This window comes from Sediminibacter sp. Hel_I_10 (genome assembly GCF_000688335.1).
Taxonomy (GTDB): Bacteria; Bacteroidota; Bacteroidia; order Flavobacteriales; family Flavobacteriaceae; genus Psychroserpens.
In genome coordinates, this window is record NZ_JHZX01000001.1 from 1,708,478 (window position 1) to 1,729,256 (window position 20,779).

Here is a 20,779-nt window from a genome sequence, read left to right on the forward strand (position 1 = left end):
GAGGGGGACTATTAAATTGGTCCCTCTTTTTAATTTAATCCCTTTAATAGCTACTTTTACAAAAAAATGAAGGGTGAGCATTTCAAATACTTCCAAATCACATAATTTTGGCGATGCAGTGGCGACTATAGGCACCTTTGATGGTGTTCATATTGGTCATCAAAAAATTATCAAGAAAATAATTTCTGTCGCTAATTCAAAAGGGCTCAAATCTGTCATCCTTACTTTCTTTCCACATCCAAGAATGGTGCTACAGCCAGATTATGATCTTAAACTTTTACATACCATTGAAGAGCGGGAAATTATGCTCAAAAGTTTTGGATTGGATCAATTGGTTGTAAAGCCTTTTACAAAGGCTTTTTCTAGTTTGTCTGCTCTAGATTATGTTGAGCAGATTCTAGTAATGGAGCTCAAGGTGAAACACGTTATCATTGGATACGATCACCACTTCGGCAAAAACCGGAGCGCAAATATTGATGATCTTAAGGTTTTTGGAGAAAAATTCAATTTTGAAGTCGCCGAAATTCCCGCACAGGACATAGAGGAGGTTGCCGTAAGTTCTACTAAAATAAGACAGGCTTTGCTTGATGGCGATTTACAAACGGCAAATTCTTATTTAGGCTATCCCTTCTTTTTAACAGGCCAAGTTATTAAAGGAAAAGGTTTAGGCAAAACCATCTCATTTCCTACTGCCAACATCCACATTGAAGCCAAATACAAACTTATTCCTAAAAATGGAGTTTATGTTGTCTCATCAGAGATTGACTCAAAACCTGTTTACGGGATGATGAATATAGGCACCAACCCAACCGTTAACAATCAAAATACCCAATCTATAGAAGTGCATTTTTTTGATTTTGACCAAGATCTTTATGGAAAAGAACTTGTCGTTAAAATGCATTTGAGACTTAGAGATGAGCATAAGTTTAACTCTCTAGAGCAACTCAAATTACAGCTCGACAAAGATAAAGTTGAAGCCAAACACTTCATTAAAACCCATGCGTAAATTTCTTTTTAAACATATAGACAATAGCGCATTAGTAATCTTCAGAATTATTTTTGGTGCTCTAATTTTTCTAGAAAGTGTTGGCGCCATATTTACAGGCTGGATCAAACGCACCTTAATTGAGCCTGATTTTACATTTAATTTTATTGGATTTGAGTTTTTACAACCCTTACCCGGTAATTGGATGTACGCCTACTATGCGCTTATGGGACTCTTTGGATTGATGGTCATGATAGGTTACAAGTACAGATGGAGCATGCTGTCTTTTACTGTAATGTGGAGCGCCGTATACTTAATGCAAAAAACATCTTACAATAACCATTATTATTTATTGATGCTGTTGAGTGCCATGATGACCATTGTTCCCGCTCATCAATATTGCTCTGTTGATGCTAGGCAAAATCCAAGTCTAAAATCAGTCTCGATGCCTAATTGGTGCCGATGGATATTTATCATACAAATGGTTATTGTTTACACCTATGCTGCCAAAGCCAAGATATATCCCGATTGGCTTAATCTCACTGTGCCAGAGCTCTTAATGAAGAGCAAGAAAGACTATTTTCTCATTGGAGACCTGCTACAACAGCATTGGATACACTATTTAATTGCCTATGGTGGAATTCTGTTTGACGGTCTTGTGATCCCACTTTTACTTTGGAAACCAACCCGAAAATTTGCGTTTATTGCCTCTATTTTCTTTCATCTATTCAATTCCTTTGTTTTTCAAGTAGGTATATTCCCTTACTTATCCCTGGCTTTTGCTTTGTTCTTTTTTGGCCCAAAGACCGTTCACAAAATATTTTTAAAACGAAAACCTTATTATGACGCGGCCGAAATAAAAGCGCCCAGACACGCCAATGTCTTTATGGCCTTATTTACCGCATATTTTATAATCCAGGCCGTATTGCCTCTAAGACAGCACCTCCTGCCCGATGATGTGCTATGGACAGAAGAAGGCCACAGACTCTCGTGGCGCATGATGCTGCGCTCTAAAAGTGGTAGCACGAGCTATAGGGTAGTGAACAAAACAACAGGTAAAGTGACCCCGATTAGAATGAGTGACTACCTTACCAAAAAGCAGATACGCTCTGCCAGTTCAAAACCAGACGTGATTTGGCAATTTGCGCAACGCCTAAAGTCTATTTATGCCGAAAAAGGAGAAGACGTAGAAGTGTACGTACGGTCCTATATAAGTGTGAACGGGAAGAAAAGTCAGCCATTAATTGATCCTAAAGTAGACCTGTCTTCAGTAGAATGGCAACATTTAAGGCATAATGATTGGATTTTACCATCCGTACCAGACGAAAATAAGTGACAAATCGCTAAATTCGCAGTCTCACATTTCCAACGAAAATTTCAGAAACACATGTTACAAGTTGCAGTTATAAAAGCACATAAGAACGACATCATCAAAAGTTTGGCTAAACGAAACATTGATGCCAAAGCGATGATAGAAGATGCTATTTCTCTAGATGAAAAACGAAAAACCATCCAAACCCAACTGGATGCTACTTTAGCTGAAGCCAACAGTATTTCTAAGGAAATCGGAAATCTTTACAAATCGGGAAAAGCAGAAGAGGCCAATAATCTCAAGGAAAAAACCACACAACTAAAGGAAGACTCTAAAGTACTTTCTGATGACTTACAAGAAACCACCGGTGCGTTAACCGAGATTTTATATAAAATACCAAACGTTCCCAATCCTCTTGTGCCTTCTGGAAATTCTGACGAAGACAATGAAGAGGTGTTTCGTGAGGGTGATATCCCAAAATTATATGACGGCGCCCAACCGCATTGGGAACTCGCTAAAAAATACGACATCATTGATTTTGAGTTGGGCACTAAAATTACAGGTGCAGGCTTTCCTGTGTACAAAGGAAAAGGTGCTAGATTACAACGTGCTCTTATTGCCTATTTTTTAGATAAAAATACAGCAGCCGGATACACAGAATATCAATTACCGCATTTGGTAAATGAAGCTTCTGGTTACGGTACAGGACAGTTGCCAGATAAAGAAGGCCAAATGTATCACGTGGGAATAGATGATTTATACCTCATCCCTACCGCTGAAGTTCCAGCGACCAATTTATTCAGAGACGATATTTTAGCTGAAGCCGATTTACCGGTCAAAATCACTGGATATACACCTTGTTTTAGAAGAGAAGCAGGAAGTTATGGCGCTCACGTTAGAGGACTAAACAGGCTGCATCAATTTGATAAAGTCGAAATTTTAAGGGTAGAACATCCGTCTAAATCTTACGAAGCTTTGGAGGATATGGTCAATCACGTTAAAGGGATTTTAAGAGAACTGAAATTACCTTATCGCATCTTACGCTTGTGCGGTGGCGATCTTGGTTTTACTTCTGCCTTAACTTATGATTTTGAGTTGTTTTCAACAGCACAAGATCGCTGGTTAGAAATATCTAGCGTTTCTAATTTTGAAACCTTTCAGGCCAACCGCTTGAAACTGCGTTTTAAAAATCAAGAAGGTAAAACAGAATTGTGCCATACTTTGAACGGAAGCTCACTGGCATTACCTAGAGTTCTTGCGGGAATTCTAGAGAACTACCAAACCGAAGACGGCATCAATATCCCAGAAGTACTGATTCCTTATACTGGATTCTCTAAAATTTGATTTTGTAGGAATTTTACTTTAATTAATCGTTTAAATGCTAAAATTTCATGCTGTTTGACGATTTTATCCCTTTTTGTTTTGTGTTTTCGACAATATTTTTGAATATTGAACGTAGAACCCGAAATACCTACTTATCATGAAAAATATCAAACGCATTGTTCTGCTTGTTGTCCTAATTGTTATGGCAAGTAAAGTATTTTTATAATACTTTTTAAAGACCTTAATTGATCTATTTTCTAAAGTTTAGCACTCTAGAAATAACGTTATCATAATTATTAGCAGAATAAAAAATCAGTTTATAGAAATCGATTAATAGCCATTTATTTTGTTGATAATGCCCAAACATTAGTTTGGGCATTTTTTGTGATTTATAAAAACATTCACAATAAGAACTGCGCTCCTTTGTTATCTTTGAACCTATCGATACCTAAAATCAATAAAATGACGCGCTTAAACCTAATCCTTTGTTTATTATTGAGCACCTTGGCCTTTTCCCAGAGTGAGCAATTGGCCGAAGATTATTTTAATCGTGGAGAGTTCAATAAAGCGCTTTTAAGTTACCAAAGTTTATATCAGAAGAAAAACGACTCCAAATATTTTGATAAAATTATCGAATCGCTTCAGCAGTTGGAGCGCTACCAAGAATCAGATAGCTTACTTAAAGACCGCTTGGTAAAAATCAATTACCCATCGGTACTTGTGGAACTAGGGTACAACTATCAACTTCAAGACAGTACGAGCCTATCAGAAAGCTACTATCAACAAGCTATTGATAAAATAGACGAAAACCCCAATTATTCTTACGGCGTAGCAAGACGGTTTGAAGATTATTCGCTTTTAGACCAGGCTATCATTGTCTACAAAAAAGGGATGGCACTTAATCCCGATTATGATTTTAGTCGTCAAATGGCGAGAATTTATGGAGAGCAAGGCAATATTGAGCTCTTATTTTCAAGCTATATGGACTATATAGATACTAAACCTAATTTTCTAAATAACGTGAAAAGAGCGTTTAGTGATTTTGTTTCAGAAAATGGAGAAAGTGAAAACAATCAACTCTTAAGAAAGCTCTTACTCAAAAAACTACAAGCCCAACCAGATGAGTATTGGTATGATCTACTGAGTTGGCTTTATGTACAACAAAAAGATTTTGATAAGGCCTTCATTCAAGAAAAAGCACTCTATAGAAGAAATCAAGAAAGCTTGAGCAGAATCATGGATCTTGCACTTACCACCAATCACGCAGGAGAAAAAGAGACTGCGACCGATATCTTTAACTTTATTCTTGAAAACTCACAAGACATTGAAACCCTCTTAACGGCCCATCAATACCTTTTAGACATGCAAGTGGAGGCTGCACAAGCTTCGGATTTTGAGTCTATTGATTCTAAATACCAATCGCTTTTTGAAAAGTATGGTACTTTCGAGCCAACTTTATCCCTTCAAATTTCCTACGGAAATTTTCTCGCTTTCTATGATAACCAACCTAAGGAAGCCAGTGAGTTCCTTAAAAAAACTTTAAAATTACCGCTATCCAATTACCAAGAAGCGACCGTAAAATTAAAACTGGCTGACATTCTTGTGTTACAAGAACGCTTTAATGAGGCACTTATTTACTACTCTCAAATTCAAGCCAACTTAAAAAATAGTACCATTGCTCAAGAAGCACGATTTAAAGTTGCTAAAACCAGTTATTACAAGGGCGATTTTGAATGGGCAGAATCACAGCTTAAAATATTAAAATCTTCTACCTCGCAATTAATTGCTAATGATGCGCTTGATTTAAAACTGCTCATTTCAGATAATAAAGATGAAGACTCTTTACAAATCGCCTTAAAACTATACGCAAAGTCTGATTTGTTATCGTTTCAGAATAAAAATGATGACGCCATTGCCCTACTAAGCAAAATTTTGACAGAGCATAAAGGCGAGACCATTGAAGATCAAGCATTATTTAAGCAGGCAAAGCTTTACGAAAAAAAGGGTCAATGGGAAAAAGCAGCTTCTAATTATGAGTATATCATTGCTAATTATAGAGATGAGATTCTTGCCGACGACGCCTATTTTTATCTAGCAGAACTATATGAAAATGAATTAGGGCTCCCTGAAAAAGCGAAACCTTTATATGAGAACATTCTTTTTAATCATCAAGACAGCATCTATTTTATAGAGGCCAGAAAACGCTTTAGAATGTTGCGAGGCGATGCCATCAACTAAAACAATTTAGAGCAATTTCTTTAATTCAATTTTAAACTTTTCGAAATTTACCAACTATGATTATATATAACGTTACCATAAATATAGACGATAGCGCCCATGATGAATGGCTCACTTGGATGAAGAACGAGCACATCCCACAAGTACTGGGAACAGGAAAATTTAATAATGCCACATTTTCGCAAGTCTTGGTCGAAGAAGATATGGGTGGCAAAACCTACTCAGTGCAATACCGCGCCTTTTCAAGAGCAGCTCTGGATGCGTATTATAAAGAGCACGCCGAAAAGCTAAGAAACGAAGGACTTAAAAAATTTGCAGACAAAATGCTCTCATTTAGAACGGAGCTAGAAATTGTAGACGAATATAACATTGAGGTCAATTCATAAAAAAAGCCACCAAAATTGGTGGCTTTTTTGTAAAAGTATATTCCTTATTTAAAAAGGCAGATCGTCATGATCTTCCTCATTTAGATTGGTTGCAGGCTCAAATGCTTCATTTGGAGCGGCAGGTGGCACATTGCCTCCTTGAGACGCTTGTGCGCCTTCAATTCTCCATCCTTGAACAGAGTTAAAATACTTAGTCTCACCTTGTGGATTAACCCATTCGCGACCTCTTAAATTGATATTCACCTTAACGGGTTGACCAACTTGGTAAGCATTTAATAAATCGGTTTTGTCTTGAACAAATTCAACTAAAATATGCTGTGGGTACTGCTCTTCTGTAGTCACGACCAATTCTCTTTTTCTAAACCCATTACTTCCAAATGTTTGGGTCTCTCCTATCATTTTGATTTTTCCTTGTACTTCCATGTTATCTTTACTTATAATTAATTATTCTGTTTTCTTATTTATGACAAGAGCAATTTCCATGCACTATCAACATCGCCAAAGCTTAAATAATTTCTGGCAATTTTATGCTTTTCTCGCTGTGTCATCTCTGCTATATTTGGATAGCGCTCACTTACTGTTTTGATAAATGTAGAGATCTCGTCTTCACTTGGCAAGGTTTCTACATTACCCAACATTCCTAAATCATTACCGGTAAGAATCATGCTATTTTTAACCACATCTGGCATGGCATCAACACCAATTCCTAAGGTGGATAGCGGTTTAGGAATTTCAAAAAAGCCCTTTTTAGCTCTGCTGTAATAACTTCCTCCGGCTCTAGACACTAAGTCTAATTTTTTTTGATCTATAATCCCATTCTCGTCCAAAACATCTGGCGATACATGAAATTTGACCACTTCGCAAATGATTAAATTACCCGCACCTCCCTCATTTCCTAAAGAGATGATATCATTGATTTTACATTCAAATTGCACAGGAGACTCTGCTACCCTAAATGGTTTTACCACATCTGATGCAAGCATCGTTAAGCCTGCCTTCTCAAATTCATTGACCCCATCTCCATATTCTGTGCTACTCAATGACATTTGCTGCACAATATCATAACTCACCACATTGATCACCACTTCTTTTGTGGCTTCAGCATTCTCTAATGTATGCTTTGTCGTGTTATCTCTAACACGTCGTGCTGGAGAGAAAACCAATATTGGTGGATTGGAACTAAACACGTTAAAATAACTAAACGGCGAAAGATTTGGTTTTCCATCGCTATCTATAGTACTTGCAAAGGCAATAGGCCTAGGCGCAACGGCACTTAATAAGTGACCGTGCAGTGTTGCTGTAGAAATTGTTTTTGGATCAAATGAAACCATGCAATACGCTCTATTCTAATTTGTTAGTTTGATTTTTCTAAGTGTGATTGCAAATGTAACGATATTGATTTTGTTATAAAAACGATTTGTCGGTAGACCAACACAATATTATCAACATAATTGCTTTATATTTAAAAGCCTTGAAGGGCTTCAGGTCTTAAATTAAAACCATTCATCAATGGCATTGCATATCAATAGAAATTATACCCGATGGGCCATCATCATCACTTCCTTTATTATCATTTCGCTCATTCTTTGGAATACCTATGTGTTTTTTCAATATTTCAAGTCTGAAGAACAGGCAAAAATGAAAATTTGGACCAATGCTTACGTTGAATTTTCTAATGATGTGAATAGCATTATTTCAGGCACTGACAATATTGAAATCAATAAAGTGGCAGAAGGTATTGTTATAGATACCACGCTAACTACACCTTTGTTATTATTAGGCAAAAACGATAAAATTATAAGTTCTAGAAACATTACGCCCTACGCAAACAGCAATGACACAAGAGATTTAAAAATTGATTCTGCTTATGTTCAGGATAATTACAAAGCGCTAATAGAACGCTTTTCAAAAGAGAATCCACCCGTAATCCTAGAGAACCTCAACCAAACGCTTTACTACGGAAATTCGCCACTACTAAACAAATTAAAATATTATCCGCTGGCACTTTTAGTCATTATTGTACTCTTTGCGGCATTGGCCTATTTCTTTTATAAAAGCTCAAAAACAGCAGATCAAAATAAATTGTGGACGGGAATGGCAAAGGAAACCGCACATCAAATTGGCACACCATTATCCTCTTTGGTAGGTTGGACTGAAATTTTACGATCCGAAAACGTAGATCCTGATTATTTGATTGAAATTGAAAAGGACATTAACAGACTCCAGACCATCACCGATCGCTTCAGCAAAATAGGCTCTATTCCTACGCTCAAAAAAGCAGATATTGTTGAAGAAACCATTGCGTCCTATGAATACCTTAAAGCGCGCTCCTCAAAACTGATTGACTTTGAACTAGATGCCCCAAGTAAAGCCATAACTGTAAATCTAAACGCGCAGTTATATAGCTGGACCATTGAAAACCTTGTTAAAAATGCCATTGATGCCATGAGAGGTAAAGGCAAACTTAAACTTGTCATTTCCGAAGATGAAAATCACGTTAAGATCAAGGTTACAGATACAGGAAAAGGGCTTTCTAAAGTTAAATTCAACACTATTTTTCAACCGGGTTATACCAGTAAAAAAAGAGGTTGGGGCCTAGGTTTATCTCTTGCCAAGCGTATTGTAGAAGATTATCACAATGGCAGAATAAAAGTGTTGCAATCTGAAATAGGAAAAGGGACCACCATGCAAATTTCATTAAAAAAAGTATCTTAGTATTAAAATCTATTCGATCTTTACACCCTCTTAATGGTCACACAATAAGATCTAAAGATATCTAAAGCAATACATTATTAATGACGCCTAAGTATTTTACACTAAAGGAAGTATCACTAAGTAACCATTGTCCTGAATGTTATTCTAAGGAAGGTTTGAAGCTTACTTTTAAGCAAGGATTTGCAGAACATTTTTTCTACAAATCTATCACCGATGATATTTCAACTGATTTATACTGCAACACCTGTGACACGCCAATTTTCTCAGGGATGTGGACTCGCGAAATAGAGCAGGTAGTTGCCTATCATAGAAGAGCCATTTCACCCAAACCTACCAACACAAAAGTGACCTCTATGGCCTGGCTTTTTATCGGTATCATTATAGTCGTTGTTCTGGCTATTGTGCTTTTTGCTACTGGGATTGTTGCTATTTAGAACCCTTTAAAGAAAAGATGCTATTTTAGCGGCTAGAGCTTCAAATTCTGAATCCTCTAAGGTTACTTTACTTGTAAAACGAGCATCATCCATGGTTGTTAATGGGATAAGATGAACGTGGCAATGTGGCACTTCTAAACCAATAACCGACATCCCAATTCTTTTACAAGGAATCGCTTTTCTGAGAGCCAATGCTACCTGTCTAGAGAACTCCATGAGTCCGTGATAGGTGGTTTCATCAAGATCAAACAGTTTATCTACTTCTATCTTAGGAACACAAAGTGTGTGCCCCTTGGCATTAGGATTGATATCTAAAAAGGCCAAGTAGTCCTCGGTCTCTGCAACTTTATAAGATGGGATTTCACCAGTAATTATTTTTGTGAAAAGGGATGCCATGAAAAAACGTTTTTATATATAGTTCTAAGAAATCTACAACCAAATAGTGGTAGCGCCTAACAAAAGGTAGTTATGTAAATATAAAAAGATTCCCGTTTTGGGGAATCTTTTATAAGTTTAATTTTTTAGGATGCTAAAATTGTTGCTAAAGGCAGATTTCTATCTGCTAATCTCTAAAATCTCGAATTTAATAACACCATTTGGAACTTGTACTTCGGCAATATCACCAACGGTTTTGCCTAAAAGACCTTTCCCTATTGGAGAATTGACCGAAAGTTTACCTGATGCCAAATCGGCCTCACCATCTGCAACAAGGGTGTAATTCATTTCGGCACCATTGCTTTGGTTCTTGATCTTCACTTTAGACAAGACCAAAATCTTAGACGAGTCCATTTGAGATTCATCAATCACTCTTGCACCGGCCAAGGTTTCTTCAAGTTTTGAAATTTTCATTTCTAACATGCCCTGCGCTTCTTTAGCGGCATCATATTCGGCATTTTCACTCAAGTCTCCCTTATCCCTCGCTTCAGCAATAGCCTGCGATGCTCTTGGGCGTTCTTTATCCTTTAAGTGACTCAATTCGTCACGTAATTTTTTTAATCCTTCAGGAGTATAATAAGATACTTTACTCATAATTTATTCGTTTAGATACTGTAATCCTTGATCGTTAGATTCAAAATATCCCGAACGTACTTTGACAATGCTCTGTACAAGAATTCGGGACTAACGAAAAAATCCCGCACACACGAGATTTACAATTCAAAGATACAAAATATTTATATCATGCTTTAAATAATTGTAAATTGCCTACTAAAATTGAAAACTTCATGAGAACCTCTATTGCGATATTATCTTTCTTGTTTTTAACCACTTGTAGCAACGATGACTCCATTAACAACTGTAATTTTTTATTGAATGTTGCAATTGACAGAACAATAAATCTTAGTTTGCCAGAAAATAATGTATTGATGTTTACCAACAATGTTGTCTATGTTCCCAATGAAGGTAATTTAGGGATCTACGTTATAAATACTGGAACTGGATTCCGTGCTTTTGATGCTGCCGACCCAAACCATGTTCCTGATACATGTTCATTTATGGAACTCAATGGACTAGAAGTAACCTGCGGCTGTGCCGATGAAAACAAATATCTTTTAGCAACTGGAACATCTCTCGGAACACAACTCCCCTGTGGTTTACAAGAATATAGAGCCACCCGATCTGGAAATGTTATAACCGTTAGCAATTAATATAAATACGTTTTATCCTATTTAATGCTATATAGTATTGAGTCATGGTCAAAACTTAATACCTGTACCTAATCTTAGCATCGGCGAATAATCAATGGTTGGAACGGTAGGATAGAATCCCTTATTTTTTATTAAAGGCACAGAATAACGAAGTTCTAACATCATATTTTGTTTAATGTCGTATTGTAAGCCTGCCTCTATAGAAGCACCATAATCTTGTTGGGGATTGCCTTGATTTAATACTGAAAACAATGGGTTTTGAACCAAATTTAGTTTCGTTCCAAAAAACAAAGCGAAATCATTTGCAACTTGTTTTTTGAACAAAATTGGCATTTCAGTCACCAAAGCATCCGCAGTTTTAATCTGCAGAATTCCCGTTTGCAAATAGGTATTTTTTCCTAGAGACGTAACACCAAGTTGCCCATTATGGAACTGGTAGCCCAACAAGCCAATAGTTTTGCTTGCGCTAGTTGTGTCTACTTCCACCTGTGAGAAGCTGATTGAACACACCGCAAAAAAACTGATAAACCATTTCATTTAAATAGAGATTTTTGAAGTCATTAAATTAGAACATCTAGGAGATAGCCACACTATCAATTAACATAATGATATGATTTTTATAGGATTATAAAAAAAGCCCCCAGAATATCGATCTGAGAGCTTTTAAATAATTAGTTATATTATCGAATTTTTAGAACTTAAGCGTCGCACCAACTAAAAAGTTTGTAGTTGCTTGGGGATAATATCCTGCAAAATAATCTGTAGAAACACCTGTAGCACTATCTGGATTTTCGTAATCAAAAGAGCCAAAATAACCATTAGAGACGTATTCCTCTCCAAAAATGTTATTAACGAGCCCTGAAAACACTACCGATTTAAAAACAGACTTTGGCTTCCACTCATAAGTGATATTAAAATCATTAACAAAATAACTGTCTAACTTAGAGTCTGGGTTCTCCGTATTACTCATAAATTGCTCACCAACATATTTACTTAACAGTGATATTTGAAAGCCCTCTTTTGGTTGAAACACAAAGGCATTCGCTGCAATAAACTCTGGAGAAAATGAAATGTCTGTTTTTCCTAAGTTTAAAATTTCACCGTTTACAGACGTGAACAATTCCTTGTTTTTATTGGAACTTATCGTGAAATTAGGCTGAACAGAAAATTGATCTGTGATGGCAAGAGCCGCATCTACCTCTAAACCTAAGCGATAACTATCACCGCTATTCGCTCTTATGGGGCTTCCTACATCATCAATTTGACCGGTTAGCACTAACTGTTCATTATAAAGCATGTAATACGCGTTAACGTATAATCTTGCTGATTTTGTATCATAACGCCATCCCAACTCAAAATCATTTAACTGTTCTGGTTGCACATTAGGATTGTTTTCAAAATCATCGCGATTAGGCTCACGATTGGCACGAGCATATGAAACATAAAGATCGCTATTTGTACCCAATTGATAGGTTAATCCTGCTTTTGGATTAAAGAAGCTAAAATTCTCATCAACATTAAATGGAATTCTGTCAGAATTCAAACCAGAGGTTTCGTAGCTTAACAAACGTAACTGTAAATCCCCGTAAAAACTAAACTTATCATTTAAACGATATGTAGCCTTTGCAAAGGTGTTGAAGTCTGTTTTTTTGGCGTTTCCTTCATAATAGCGGTCCCTGATTTCAGAATTACTAGCGAATTCTGCCCAGATAATTTCGCCAAAATGGTCGCCATCATAATAACTATAAGAACCTCCAAAAGACATGTTCAAATTGTCTTGCTTGTAATTGGCATTGGCATTCAAGACATAAAAGTCATTATCTAACCAACGACGACGAATTAAATCTGTACTACTAACTGTTTCTCCTCCAATTTCTAATGGTGTCAAATCATAATCAGCAAAGTCTTCGGCTTCTCTATATTGTTCAAAAAACCCTCTTCCGTAGGTATAATTTAAACTTACAGTAGAGGTCCATTGGCTATTGTACCGCTCATTCCAATGCAGTTGGTAATGGTCTTGTTTGTAGTCGTCTACTTCATTGTCATAAAAACGGATATTACCATCGTTATCTGTGTATTGACCTGACGGATTAAACGTTCTGTTTGTACGTAAAGAATCTGCAGAAATACCATTCCATGCTTGGTATGTTAATTCAATTCCACCAAAAGTAATCGCCTTAATCAATGTGTTGTCATCTTTATAAGACCCCTGTAAAAAATAAGATTTCAAGTCTGAAGTGGCTCTATCAATATACCCATCACTCTTAATATTTGATAAGCGTCCGGCAATTTCGATATGGTCATTAAGCAATCCTGTACTGAATTTTACCGTATGTTTTCTAGTATTGTAACTTCCGAAGGAATTAGAAATTTCAGCAGAAGCCTTATTAGAGACATTATCTGTTAACACATTGATACTTGCCCCAAAAGCACCGGCACCATTGGTGGACGTTCCCACACCGCGTTGTAGTTGCAAACTTTCAACAGAAGAGGCGAAATCACTTAGATTTACCCAAAATGTCCCTAAGGATTCGGCATCATTGTAAGGGATACCATTGATGGTTACATTGGTAGATTGCGCATTAATACCACGCACTCTAATACCCGTATAGCCAACACCCGCACCAGCATCTGAAGTCGTGACCACAGAAGGCAAGTAATTGAGCAATACCGGAAGATCCTGACCTAAATTTCGCTTTTCAAGTGCCTCTTTATCCACATTGGTATGCGTAATTGGAGAAGTGGCATCTACGCGAATGCTTTTCACTAAAATCTCGTCTAGGGATTCTGCGGCTTCTTCAATAGCAACATCCAATACCAAATCTTGATTAAGGCTAAAAGATTTCTCGACGGTTTGAGCAGAAACATAACTAAACATGAGCGTGTAATTCCCCTCATCTAATTGTAATTTGTACACCCCATCGACACCGGTTTGAGTGCCAGATTTAGTGCCTTTAATAATAACATTGACACCCTGCAAAGGATTATCATTCATGGTGACCGTTCCTGAAACGGTAAATTGCTCTTGAGCAAAACCCAAAAGGCCAGCCAAAAGAAACACAGTAAAAATAAATGGTGTTTTGATTTGTCGCCAACGGAATTGTTGCGACGAATTGTTGAATAAAATTTTCATTACGATTATGGTTTATAATCGAATAAAAAGAGGTCATTATTCTGGTTAAAATTGATTTTTATTGAACGTTAATAACGCAAGTGGAAAAAAGCTGCGGCTGATTTAACACCTCCTAAAATATCCAATGGATATGTATTCAACGTTCGTTTCCTAAACAGCATTACCTGTTCCAGGTTCAATGGGTATGATCTCAGCCAAAGTCATTTTTAAATCACTCGAGCACCCCTTTATTGAGAACGGTGCAAAAGTAATAAGGAAAATTGAGTTGCCGATCATGATTATTAGAAAATTTGGGCATTTCAATTCATGAGCATCTTAGCAAACACAGCCTTAGATTTATAAAGAGGAACATCAGTCTATCTCTGGAGGCTTTCTGTTCGCTTTTTTTTCTGATCGTACGCGTTTATTCTTTAAACGCCTTCTTTTAGCTGCTCTTGGAATTTTAGTGGGAATCCGCTCCTTATCTTCAGCCAACTCTGTCCTTAACAATTCTAGAAATCGTTTGATAACAATGGACTTATTTCTATGCTGGCTCCTACTTTCGCCACATTGCAACATCAAAACATGTGCTTTGGACAATCGTGATTGCAATCCAGTTTTGAGCGTTTCTTTCTGCTCAAAAGAAAGTGCTTGAGAATTTTCTAGATCAAAGCTTAACTCTACTTTAGACGCCGTTTTATTAACGTGTTGCCCGCCCGCACCAGAACTGCGAATGGCCTTAAAGTTCAACTCAAGAATTAACGCGGCATCATCAAACATGTTATTTTATTTGGTGCGTTTCTTTTAAGAGATCGTTGACGTTTTTTACAGGGTTGAACGTAATTAATGGCACCTCAACAAAAATGGTGTTCCAATTGGCCATACCGCCATTCCATAACCCAGGAAGCTCTAATGCTTTCAAATCTTTTCCTGCCTTCGTTTTAGCTGTAATGAAGGCCGCTCTAGCATCAACAAACTTTAAAAGATCAAATTTCTCACCCTTATAATTTTTCGTACTGCACACGATGTCCACAGGGTTAAAGTGGGTAGACTCCTTTAAAATCTTATGTTGTTGTTTGTTCTTGCTGTCAATCTGCGCACTTTCTACAATCTGCAGTGAGACCGTACCACGTTCATCTTTTACCCAAAAAGGACCTCCTCCCGGTTCTCCTTCATTTTTTACCATTCCGCAGATACGAATCGGACGGTTTAATTTTTCGACCAAATATGCCACTTGATGTTTGTTGGAATATTTTTCGAATTCCGCACTTATTTTAACATTCATGTCATCCTCCAAAAATTGTGAAATGGTCTTCAATTCTTCTTCGGAAATAGGACTCGATGCCAATTGGTTTAAAAACTCAAATGCGCGTTCTTGCACATCAAGCAAAATTCCGGCAAGTGCCTTTTTGTATTTGGCCACCTCGTCTTTATACTTGCTCACCACAACATTATCAATGTTCTTGACGAAAATAACGTCTGCCTTTAGTTCATTTAAATTTTCTACGAGCGCACCATGACCAGAAGGCCTAAACAAGATGCTCCCATCCTCAAGTCTAAAAGGTTCATTTTTGGGAGTAACGGCGATAGTATCTGTACTTTCTTTTTGAAATGAGAACGAAATATCAAATTTTGAACCCGTTTCCTGCTCTACCTTCTCCTCTATACGCTTAAATTCTTCATCAAATTTATCTTCATGATCTGCTGAAATAGTAAAGTGTAGTGCTGTTGGTTTATCTTCCGCAGCATAGAGTGCCGACTCATACAAATGCTCTTCAAAAGCGGTAGAGATCATCTGGTTCTTATACTCGTGAAAAGGCAATAGCCCTTTAGGAAAATTACCATAATTCAACTGATCCTTGTCTAACATCGCTTTCACAAATAACAGACGTTGCTCATTGGTAGGTTTGCTTTCAAAATCTGGAAACCGTTCCTTAAGATTGTTCATGACAATATCATAAAACGGAAATTTCTCTAAGCCCACAAAAAACATGGATAAGCTTTCCTCTTTATGATTATTGATATAAGAATTTACACTCTCCTTCTCAGGATCATAATCTTCTAAAAAAGCGAACAAAAATTTAAACATACGGGTTGCTGCACCCGATGCTGGAACAAACTTTAAGATGGAACTGTGATTTTTTTTATCCTGAAAAAGCGCGATGTACTTTTTTATGGCGTCATCGGTTAACTTCATAATACCATCCTCTAAAGTTGCGGCCGCCACTAAGTTTGAAAAGGGCAACCCCGAGGTGAAGGTTTCAATTTGCTGTTCCACTTTTTCTGTGGTCAATCCTTTTTTATCAATTTGCTTTAGGTCTTTTTCTGTGAACTTCACGTCTTTTGTTTTAATAGTTGATCAATGTGCCTGATGCAGGTGCTTCGTTTTTCTTCAAATGAACCTTTTAAGGTCACATAAGGCTTGTTATGGGTTTGAAGTGCTTTTTCAAACCGCTTAAAGAGTTCGAGCCGATGCTCTGGCCGATCTCGTATTCCGTCTGCTTCCCAATGCGTATCAATATAACATAAAAAATATAAATCGTAGCTGTTCTCTACAGCATATCGTTTTAAAACACTAGGACAGAAGCCATCATAATAATATTCGGAATATACTTTGGTTTCCAGTAAATCGGTATCGCATATCAATAATTTATTGGCATTTTTAAGTTCTGCGTTCTCATTTTGCATTTGTCCTGCAGCAATGTCAAGCACATCGGCCTTGGTTAACATTTTATTCTGCGCTACTTTAGACTCCGCATATACTCGAGAATATTCAGGCACAAAAACCGTATGGTAATGTGCCGCCAATGCTTCAGAAAGCAGTGACTTGCCAGTAGATTCTGGTCCAAAGAACACCACCTTTACAAGGTTTGCTCCAAGGTTTTGAGATTGTTTAAGTTCTTCTTCCATGCGATATAACCATAAACGGCCACTACCGTAAAAATGAGATATTGTATACTGGTAAACGTAAATCCTTTGTAAAAATATAGTGGTATCGAAATAAGATCTCCAACGATCCAGAACAGCCAGTTTTCAATTTTTCGTTTGGCCATAAGCCACATCCCCACAAAAAATATAGCCGTGGTAATGGTATCAATATAAGCGACCCAACTGTTCCATTTATCAAAATAATGATACACTAAAAACACAAAGGCCAAGGTTGCCATAAATATAGCAACACTCCATTGCTTTTCTTTAGAAGTGGTTGCAGAAATGGGGGTGACGTGCTCGCTATCTACTTTTCGGGTCCAAATATACCACCCGTAAACACTCATGATAAAATAGTAAGCATTGATCATCATATCTCCCAAAAGCTCCCACTTTAAAAGCAAATACACAAAAATGAGGGTACTGATAATTCCTGTTGGGAATACCCAAATCTTATTCTGTTTTGAATACCAAACCGACAAAAAGCCAAAAACCACCGCAACAATTTCTAGAACAATATCTAACGTGGCATAACCTTGGTATTGTCCGAAAAGAAAATCAAAAATGCGGCTCATACTCGTAACGATCAGATTTTACAATCTTCATGTACAACAAGCCACGCTCAATCAATTCAAAAGCTTCTTTGATTTCAACCGTAAGAACACGCATCACCTCATCATAGTCTCCATAAACCTGAGTACTCAGCGGATTTTCTAGAACTTTTAAATTTGAAGCACGTAATTTTTTGATGAGTTGGATGATGGCAGGTTCATAATCATCCTGTATTGGTGTTAATGTAAGTTCTACCGATATGTTCATACTATTCTTTAGTGTTTAAAATTATGTTTTATAATGCCTTCAAGACACTTTTTATGCTCTTTTAATGTCTTCAAAAAATGCTTCATTCTCTTCAAACGCAGTTCCAATGACCACGACATCTGCTCCAGACCGATACGCCTCATGTAATTGATCTATGGATCTAATCCCTCCTCCAACAATCAATGGGATGTTTACATCTTGCTTCACAAACTTAATGATTTCTTTAGGGATGGGATGCAAGGCACCGCTTCCTGCTTCAAGGTAGACCAGTTTCATACCTAAGAGCTCCCCTGCTTTGGCCGTATCTACAATATGCTGAGTATTTTGCCTGGGCAACGGAGTGGTTTGGGTCACCTTTTCTACGGAAGTCATTCGTCCGTTTTCAATCAATATATAACCTGTTGGGATAATCTCTAAGTTTGAATTGCGCAGGCTTGAAGCTGCCTCAATATGTTTACCAATCAAATACTGTGGATTATTACCCGAAATCAAAGACAAAAACAATAACGCATCTGCCTTATCTGAAATTTGTGTGACGTCCCCAGGAAATAGTACAATGGGTAATTGGGTGAGCGCTTTAAGATTTGAAACTAACATTTCAGTAGCCAACTCATTAACTTCACTGCCTCCAACAAAAATATGTGTCGCGATAGATGCATTGATTTTTTTTGCAAAACCGGCCAAAGCTGTTAAAGCCATTTTATCTGGATCTATCAATATGGCAAGCAGTCGTTTTCCTTCTGAAATGGACGCTAATAAATCACTGTAAATGGAATGTGTTTTGGCCAAAACTTAAAACTTAAATTAATCTCCAAGCGCATAGGCGCAGGTAAAGCCATCAAACTCTAAAAAATAGCTGTTGTACCGGTGCTTTAGATTCTTATAATCAATCCAAGCAACGGTCTCGCCATCTGACAACATGAATGGAATAACTAAAAAATGGGCTTTAAACAACATTCCTGGCGTCGCAAATAATTTGTAAAGCGATTCCTTAATGCCCCAAATCACGGTTAATTTACGGACGTAGTCCTCCTCTGTTTTTGTTAAGTAATTAAACTCATATTCCACAAATTTCTTGGCTATTATGGCAATCTTCTCACGTTGCTTCTCAATATCAATACCCACTTGCTGGGTACTAACAATCACTCCAGAAAAGGTGAAAGAGTGCGTAATGGAGATGTATTTGCCGTCTTTTAAATGGGGTTTCCCGTTAGTATCGTAATATAAATCTTGATCGGTATACCCAAATTCACGTAAAAGATGGCGCACGCTTAAAAATCCGCGTTGGTGCAATTCACTTTTCATACCCAAAACACGGGTTAAACTTTCTGGCTTTAATTCTAACGGATACATTAAATCCTCGTAAGATTCTTCAATCTTCCAGATTTTAACAGTAGTTTGGGAATTAGGCTGTATGGTTTTATAAAGTGGCATTTAATTATCTGAATCGTAATGATTAACTTTGCAATCTGTTCCGAGATATCGGAAGAAAAATTTAGACACAAATATATAATTATGGATACAAAAACCACGACTTACGTTCCTAATAAAGTAAAAGACATGTCTCTTGCTGCTTGGGGAAGAAAAGAAATTGAATTAGCAGAAGCAGAAATGCCAGGACTTATGAGTCTTCGCGAAGAGTATGGGGCTTCTCAGCCTCTTAAAGGAGCTCGTATTGCAGGATGTTTGCACATGACCATACAAACTGCTGTTTTAATTGAAACACTAAAAGCTTTAGGCGCAGAGGTGACTTGGAGTTCTTGTAATATTTTCTCTACCCAAGATCAAGCTGCTGCTGCCATTGCTGATGCAGGGATCCCGGTATATGCTTGGAAGGGCATGAATGAAGAAGAATTCAATTGGTGTATCGAACAAACCTTGTTTTTTGGAGAAGATCGCAAACCACTGAACATGATTTTAGATGATGGTGGTGATTTAACCAACATGGTGTTTGATAAATATCCAGAATTAATGAAAGGTATTAACGGACTTTCTGAAGAAACCACAACAGGAGTGCACCGTTTATATGAGCGTATGAAAAAAGGCACTTTATCTATGCCGGCTATCAACGTCAACGATTCTGTAACTAAGTCTAAGTTTGATAACAAATACGGCTGTCGTGAGAGTGCTGTAGATGCTATTCGTCGTGCTACAGATGTGATGCTTGCTGGTAAGCGTGTTGTTGTTTGTGGCTATGGCGATGTTGGTAAAGGTACTGCTGCGTCTTTTAAAGGTGCGGGGAGTATTGTAACTGTAACCGAAATTGATCCTATTTGTGCGCTACAAGCCGCAATGGATGGTTTTGAAGTTAAAAAATTAGAAACGGTTGCTCCTCATGCTGATATTGTAATTACTACAACAGGAAATAAGGACATCGTTCAAGCGCGTCATTTTGAAGCCATGAAAGACAAAACCATTGTTTGTAACATTGGGCATTTTGATAATGAGATTGATATGGCTTGGTTAAAGAAAAACCACGGATCTACTCATGTGGAAATTAAGCCACAAGTTGACAAGTATACTGTAAACGGGAATGATATTATTATTCTTGCAGAAGGTCGTTTGGTAAACTTAGGTTGTGCTACCGGTCATCCAAGTTTTGTAATGAGTAACTCGTTTACAAATCAAGTTTTGGCTCAATTAGAATTATGGACCAACAGAGATTCTTACGAGAACAAAGTCTACATGCTTCCTAAGATTTTAGATGAAAAAGTAGCTAAATTACACTTAGAAAAAATTGGTGTAGAGCTTACTGAACTTCGTAACGAGCAAGCTGAGTATATTGGTGTAGAGGTTGAAGGACCATTTAAACCAGAGTACTATAGATACTAATTAAATATATTGTTGATGTTTCCCTTTTAAGATGGAAACCATCAACTAA

At 37.2% G+C, this 20,779-nt stretch carries 22 protein-coding genes; 9 read left to right on the forward strand and 13 right to left on the reverse strand.

Going from position 1 to position 20,779, the window contains the following annotated elements:
* The first annotated feature begins 73 nt into the window (after window positions 1-73).
* The 5 genes from P176_RS19145 (at window position 74) to P176_RS0107635 (ending at window position 6,244) form a co-directional block, all read left to right on the forward strand.
* The gene (locus P176_RS19145; protein ID WP_051605428.1) at window positions 74-1,006 is read left to right on the forward strand and encodes a bifunctional riboflavin kinase/FAD synthetase; all 933 of its coding nucleotides are present in this window, start codon (window positions 74-76) and stop codon (window positions 1,004-1,006) included.
* Window positions 999-2,321 (forward strand): HTTM domain-containing protein, encoded by a 1,323-nt coding sequence (locus P176_RS0107620; RefSeq protein WP_026754140.1) that lies wholly within the window; start codon window positions 999-1,001, stop codon window positions 2,319-2,321. The genes P176_RS19145 and P176_RS0107620 overlap by 8 nt, the downstream gene beginning before the upstream one ends.
* 51 nt (window positions 2,322-2,372) lie before the next feature.
* Complete coding sequence (gene serS, locus P176_RS0107625) at window positions 2,373-3,641, forward strand: serine--tRNA ligase (RefSeq protein WP_026754141.1); 1,269 nt, start codon at window positions 2,373-2,375, stop codon at window positions 3,639-3,641.
* 441 nt (window positions 3,642-4,082) lie between these two features.
* On the forward strand, window positions 4,083-5,858 hold the full coding sequence (locus P176_RS0107630) for a tetratricopeptide repeat protein (protein ID WP_026754142.1): 1,776 nt from the start codon (window positions 4,083-4,085) through the stop codon (window positions 5,856-5,858).
* A 56-nt stretch (window positions 5,859-5,914) separates the two neighbouring features.
* Window positions 5,915-6,244 carry a DUF4286 family protein gene (locus P176_RS0107635; RefSeq protein WP_026754143.1) on the forward strand — a complete coding sequence of 110 codons (330 nt, stop codon included), beginning with the start codon at window positions 5,915-5,917 and terminating at the stop codon, window positions 6,242-6,244.
* Between the two features lie 48 nt (window positions 6,245-6,292).
* Here P176_RS0107635 and P176_RS0107640 read toward each other — a convergent pair whose 3' ends face one another.
* Together P176_RS0107640 and P176_RS0107645 are read right to left on the reverse strand one after the other, a co-directional pair.
* A complete protein-coding gene (locus P176_RS0107640; protein ID WP_026754144.1) occupies window positions 6,293-6,667 on the reverse strand; it encodes a DUF3127 domain-containing protein in 375 nt (124 codons plus the stop codon).
* A 38-nt stretch (window positions 6,668-6,705) separates the two neighbouring features.
* Window positions 6,706-7,575, reverse strand: a complete 870-nt coding sequence (locus P176_RS0107645; RefSeq protein ID WP_026754145.1) for a flavin reductase family protein — start codon at window positions 7,573-7,575, stop codon at window positions 6,706-6,708.
* Window positions 7,576-7,753: 178 nt separating this feature from the next.
* On the opposite strand from P176_RS0107645, the gene P176_RS0107650 reads away from it, so the two are divergent.
* Together P176_RS0107650 and P176_RS0107655 are read left to right on the forward strand one after the other, a co-directional pair.
* Window positions 7,754-8,959, forward strand: coding sequence for a HAMP domain-containing sensor histidine kinase (locus P176_RS0107650; protein ID WP_026754146.1), 1,206 nt, complete (start codon window positions 7,754-7,756; stop codon window positions 8,957-8,959).
* A gap of 80 nt (window positions 8,960-9,039) precedes the next feature.
* Window positions 9,040-9,393, forward strand: coding sequence for a hypothetical protein (locus P176_RS0107655; RefSeq protein ID WP_026754147.1), 354 nt, complete (start codon window positions 9,040-9,042; stop codon window positions 9,391-9,393).
* 6 nt (window positions 9,394-9,399) lie between these two features.
* On the opposite strand, the gene P176_RS0107660 is transcribed toward P176_RS0107655, so the two are convergent.
* The gene (locus P176_RS0107660) at window positions 9,400-9,789 is read right to left on the reverse strand and encodes an HIT family protein (protein WP_026754148.1); all 390 of its coding nucleotides are present in this window, start codon (window positions 9,787-9,789) and stop codon (window positions 9,400-9,402) included.
* Between the two features lie 159 nt (window positions 9,790-9,948).
* Window positions 9,949-10,422: a transcription elongation factor GreA gene (greA, locus tag P176_RS0107665; protein ID WP_026754149.1), complete on the reverse strand. Its 474-nt coding sequence runs from the start codon at window positions 10,420-10,422 to the stop codon at window positions 9,949-9,951.
* Between the two features lie 194 nt (window positions 10,423-10,616).
* On the opposite strand from greA, the gene P176_RS0107670 reads away from it, so the two are divergent.
* Entirely contained in the window at window positions 10,617-11,039 is a 423-nt protein-coding gene (locus P176_RS0107670; RefSeq protein ID WP_026754150.1) for a hypothetical protein, read from the forward strand.
* Between the two features lie 48 nt (window positions 11,040-11,087).
* Here P176_RS0107670 and P176_RS0107675 read toward each other — a convergent pair whose 3' ends face one another.
* The 9 genes from P176_RS0107675 to P176_RS0107715 form a co-directional block, all read right to left on the reverse strand.
* Window positions 11,088-11,576: a hypothetical protein gene (locus tag P176_RS0107675; RefSeq protein ID WP_026754151.1), complete on the reverse strand. Its 489-nt coding sequence runs from the start codon at window positions 11,574-11,576 to the stop codon at window positions 11,088-11,090.
* Between the two features lie 154 nt (window positions 11,577-11,730).
* Window positions 11,731-14,172, reverse strand: a complete 2,442-nt coding sequence (locus P176_RS0107680; protein WP_081820690.1) for a TonB-dependent receptor — start codon at window positions 14,170-14,172, stop codon at window positions 11,731-11,733.
* A gap of 351 nt (window positions 14,173-14,523) precedes the next feature.
* Window positions 14,524-14,931 (reverse strand): alternative ribosome rescue aminoacyl-tRNA hydrolase ArfB, encoded by a 408-nt coding sequence (arfB, locus tag P176_RS0107685; RefSeq protein ID WP_026754153.1) that lies wholly within the window; start codon window positions 14,929-14,931, stop codon window positions 14,524-14,526.
* Window position 14,932: 1 nt separating this feature from the next.
* Window positions 14,933-16,489: a DUF4301 family protein gene (locus P176_RS0107690; RefSeq protein ID WP_026754154.1), complete on the reverse strand. Its 1,557-nt coding sequence runs from the start codon at window positions 16,487-16,489 to the stop codon at window positions 14,933-14,935.
* Entirely contained in the window at window positions 16,486-17,061 is a 576-nt protein-coding gene (locus tag P176_RS0107695; protein ID WP_026754155.1) for an AAA family ATPase, read from the reverse strand. Before P176_RS0107695 ends, P176_RS0107690 begins: the two co-directional genes overlap by 4 nt.
* A complete protein-coding gene (gene pnuC / locus P176_RS0107700; protein ID WP_026754156.1) occupies window positions 17,013-17,654 on the reverse strand; it encodes a nicotinamide riboside transporter PnuC in 642 nt (213 codons plus the stop codon). Before pnuC ends, P176_RS0107695 begins: the two co-directional genes overlap by 49 nt.
* On the reverse strand, window positions 17,638-17,898 hold the full coding sequence (locus P176_RS0107705) for a thiamine-binding protein (RefSeq protein ID WP_026754157.1): 261 nt from the start codon (window positions 17,896-17,898) through the stop codon (window positions 17,638-17,640). Before P176_RS0107705 ends, pnuC begins: the two co-directional genes overlap by 17 nt.
* A 51-nt stretch (window positions 17,899-17,949) precedes the next feature.
* Complete coding sequence (locus P176_RS0107710) at window positions 17,950-18,687, reverse strand: geranylgeranylglyceryl/heptaprenylglyceryl phosphate synthase (protein WP_026754158.1); 738 nt, start codon at window positions 18,685-18,687, stop codon at window positions 17,950-17,952.
* A gap of 15 nt (window positions 18,688-18,702) precedes the next feature.
* On the reverse strand, window positions 18,703-19,332 hold the full coding sequence (locus P176_RS0107715) for a 4'-phosphopantetheinyl transferase superfamily protein (protein WP_026754159.1): 630 nt from the start codon (window positions 19,330-19,332) through the stop codon (window positions 18,703-18,705).
* A gap of 81 nt (window positions 19,333-19,413) precedes the next feature.
* Between P176_RS0107715 and ahcY the strand changes: the two genes are divergently transcribed.
* Entirely contained in the window at window positions 19,414-20,730 is a 1,317-nt protein-coding gene (ahcY, locus tag P176_RS0107720; RefSeq protein WP_026754160.1) for an adenosylhomocysteinase, read from the forward strand.
* Window positions 20,731-20,779 lie beyond the last annotated feature (49 nt).

Coding starts and splice junctions, on each gene's coding strand:
- serS (WP_026754141.1), top strand. CDS start 2,373: ATGTTACAAGTTGCAGTTATAAAAGCACATAAGAACGACATCATCAAA.
- arfB (WP_026754153.1), bottom strand. CDS start 14,931: ATGTTTGATGATGCCGCGTTAATTCTTGAGTTGAACTTTAAGGCCATT.
- P176_RS0107640 (WP_026754144.1), bottom strand. CDS start 6,667: ATGGAAGTACAAGGAAAAATCAAAATGATAGGAGAGACCCAAACATTT.
- greA (WP_026754149.1), bottom strand. CDS start 10,422: ATGAGTAAAGTATCTTATTATACTCCTGAAGGATTAAAAAAATTACGT.
- P176_RS0107670 (WP_026754150.1), top strand. CDS start 10,617: ATGAGAACCTCTATTGCGATATTATCTTTCTTGTTTTTAACCACTTGT.
- pnuC (WP_026754156.1), bottom strand. CDS start 17,654: ATGAGCCGCATTTTTGATTTTCTTTTCGGACAATACCAAGGTTATGCC.
- P176_RS0107655 (WP_026754147.1), top strand. CDS start 9,040: ATGACGCCTAAGTATTTTACACTAAAGGAAGTATCACTAAGTAACCAT.
- P176_RS0107715 (WP_026754159.1), bottom strand. CDS start 19,332: ATGCCACTTTATAAAACCATACAGCCTAATTCCCAAACTACTGTTAAA.
- P176_RS0107680 (WP_081820690.1), bottom strand. CDS start 14,172: ATGAAAATTTTATTCAACAATTCGTCGCAACAATTCCGTTGGCGACAA.
- P176_RS0107620 (WP_026754140.1), top strand. CDS start 999: ATGCGTAAATTTCTTTTTAAACATATAGACAATAGCGCATTAGTAATC.
- P176_RS0107650 (WP_026754146.1), top strand. CDS start 7,754: ATGGCATTGCATATCAATAGAAATTATACCCGATGGGCCATCATCATC.
- ahcY (WP_026754160.1), top strand. CDS start 19,414: ATGGATACAAAAACCACGACTTACGTTCCTAATAAAGTAAAAGACATG.
- P176_RS0107645 (WP_026754145.1), bottom strand. CDS start 7,575: ATGGTTTCATTTGATCCAAAAACAATTTCTACAGCAACACTGCACGGT.
- P176_RS0107695 (WP_026754155.1), bottom strand. CDS start 17,061: ATGGAAGAAGAACTTAAACAATCTCAAAACCTTGGAGCAAACCTTGTA.
- P176_RS0107660 (WP_026754148.1), bottom strand. CDS start 9,789: ATGGCATCCCTTTTCACAAAAATAATTACTGGTGAAATCCCATCTTAT.
- P176_RS0107675 (WP_026754151.1), bottom strand. CDS start 11,576: ATGAAATGGTTTATCAGTTTTTTTGCGGTGTGTTCAATCAGCTTCTCA.
- P176_RS0107705 (WP_026754157.1), bottom strand. CDS start 17,898: ATGAACATATCGGTAGAACTTACATTAACACCAATACAGGATGATTAT.
- P176_RS0107635 (WP_026754143.1), top strand. CDS start 5,915: ATGATTATATATAACGTTACCATAAATATAGACGATAGCGCCCATGAT.
- P176_RS0107630 (WP_026754142.1), top strand. CDS start 4,083: ATGACGCGCTTAAACCTAATCCTTTGTTTATTATTGAGCACCTTGGCC.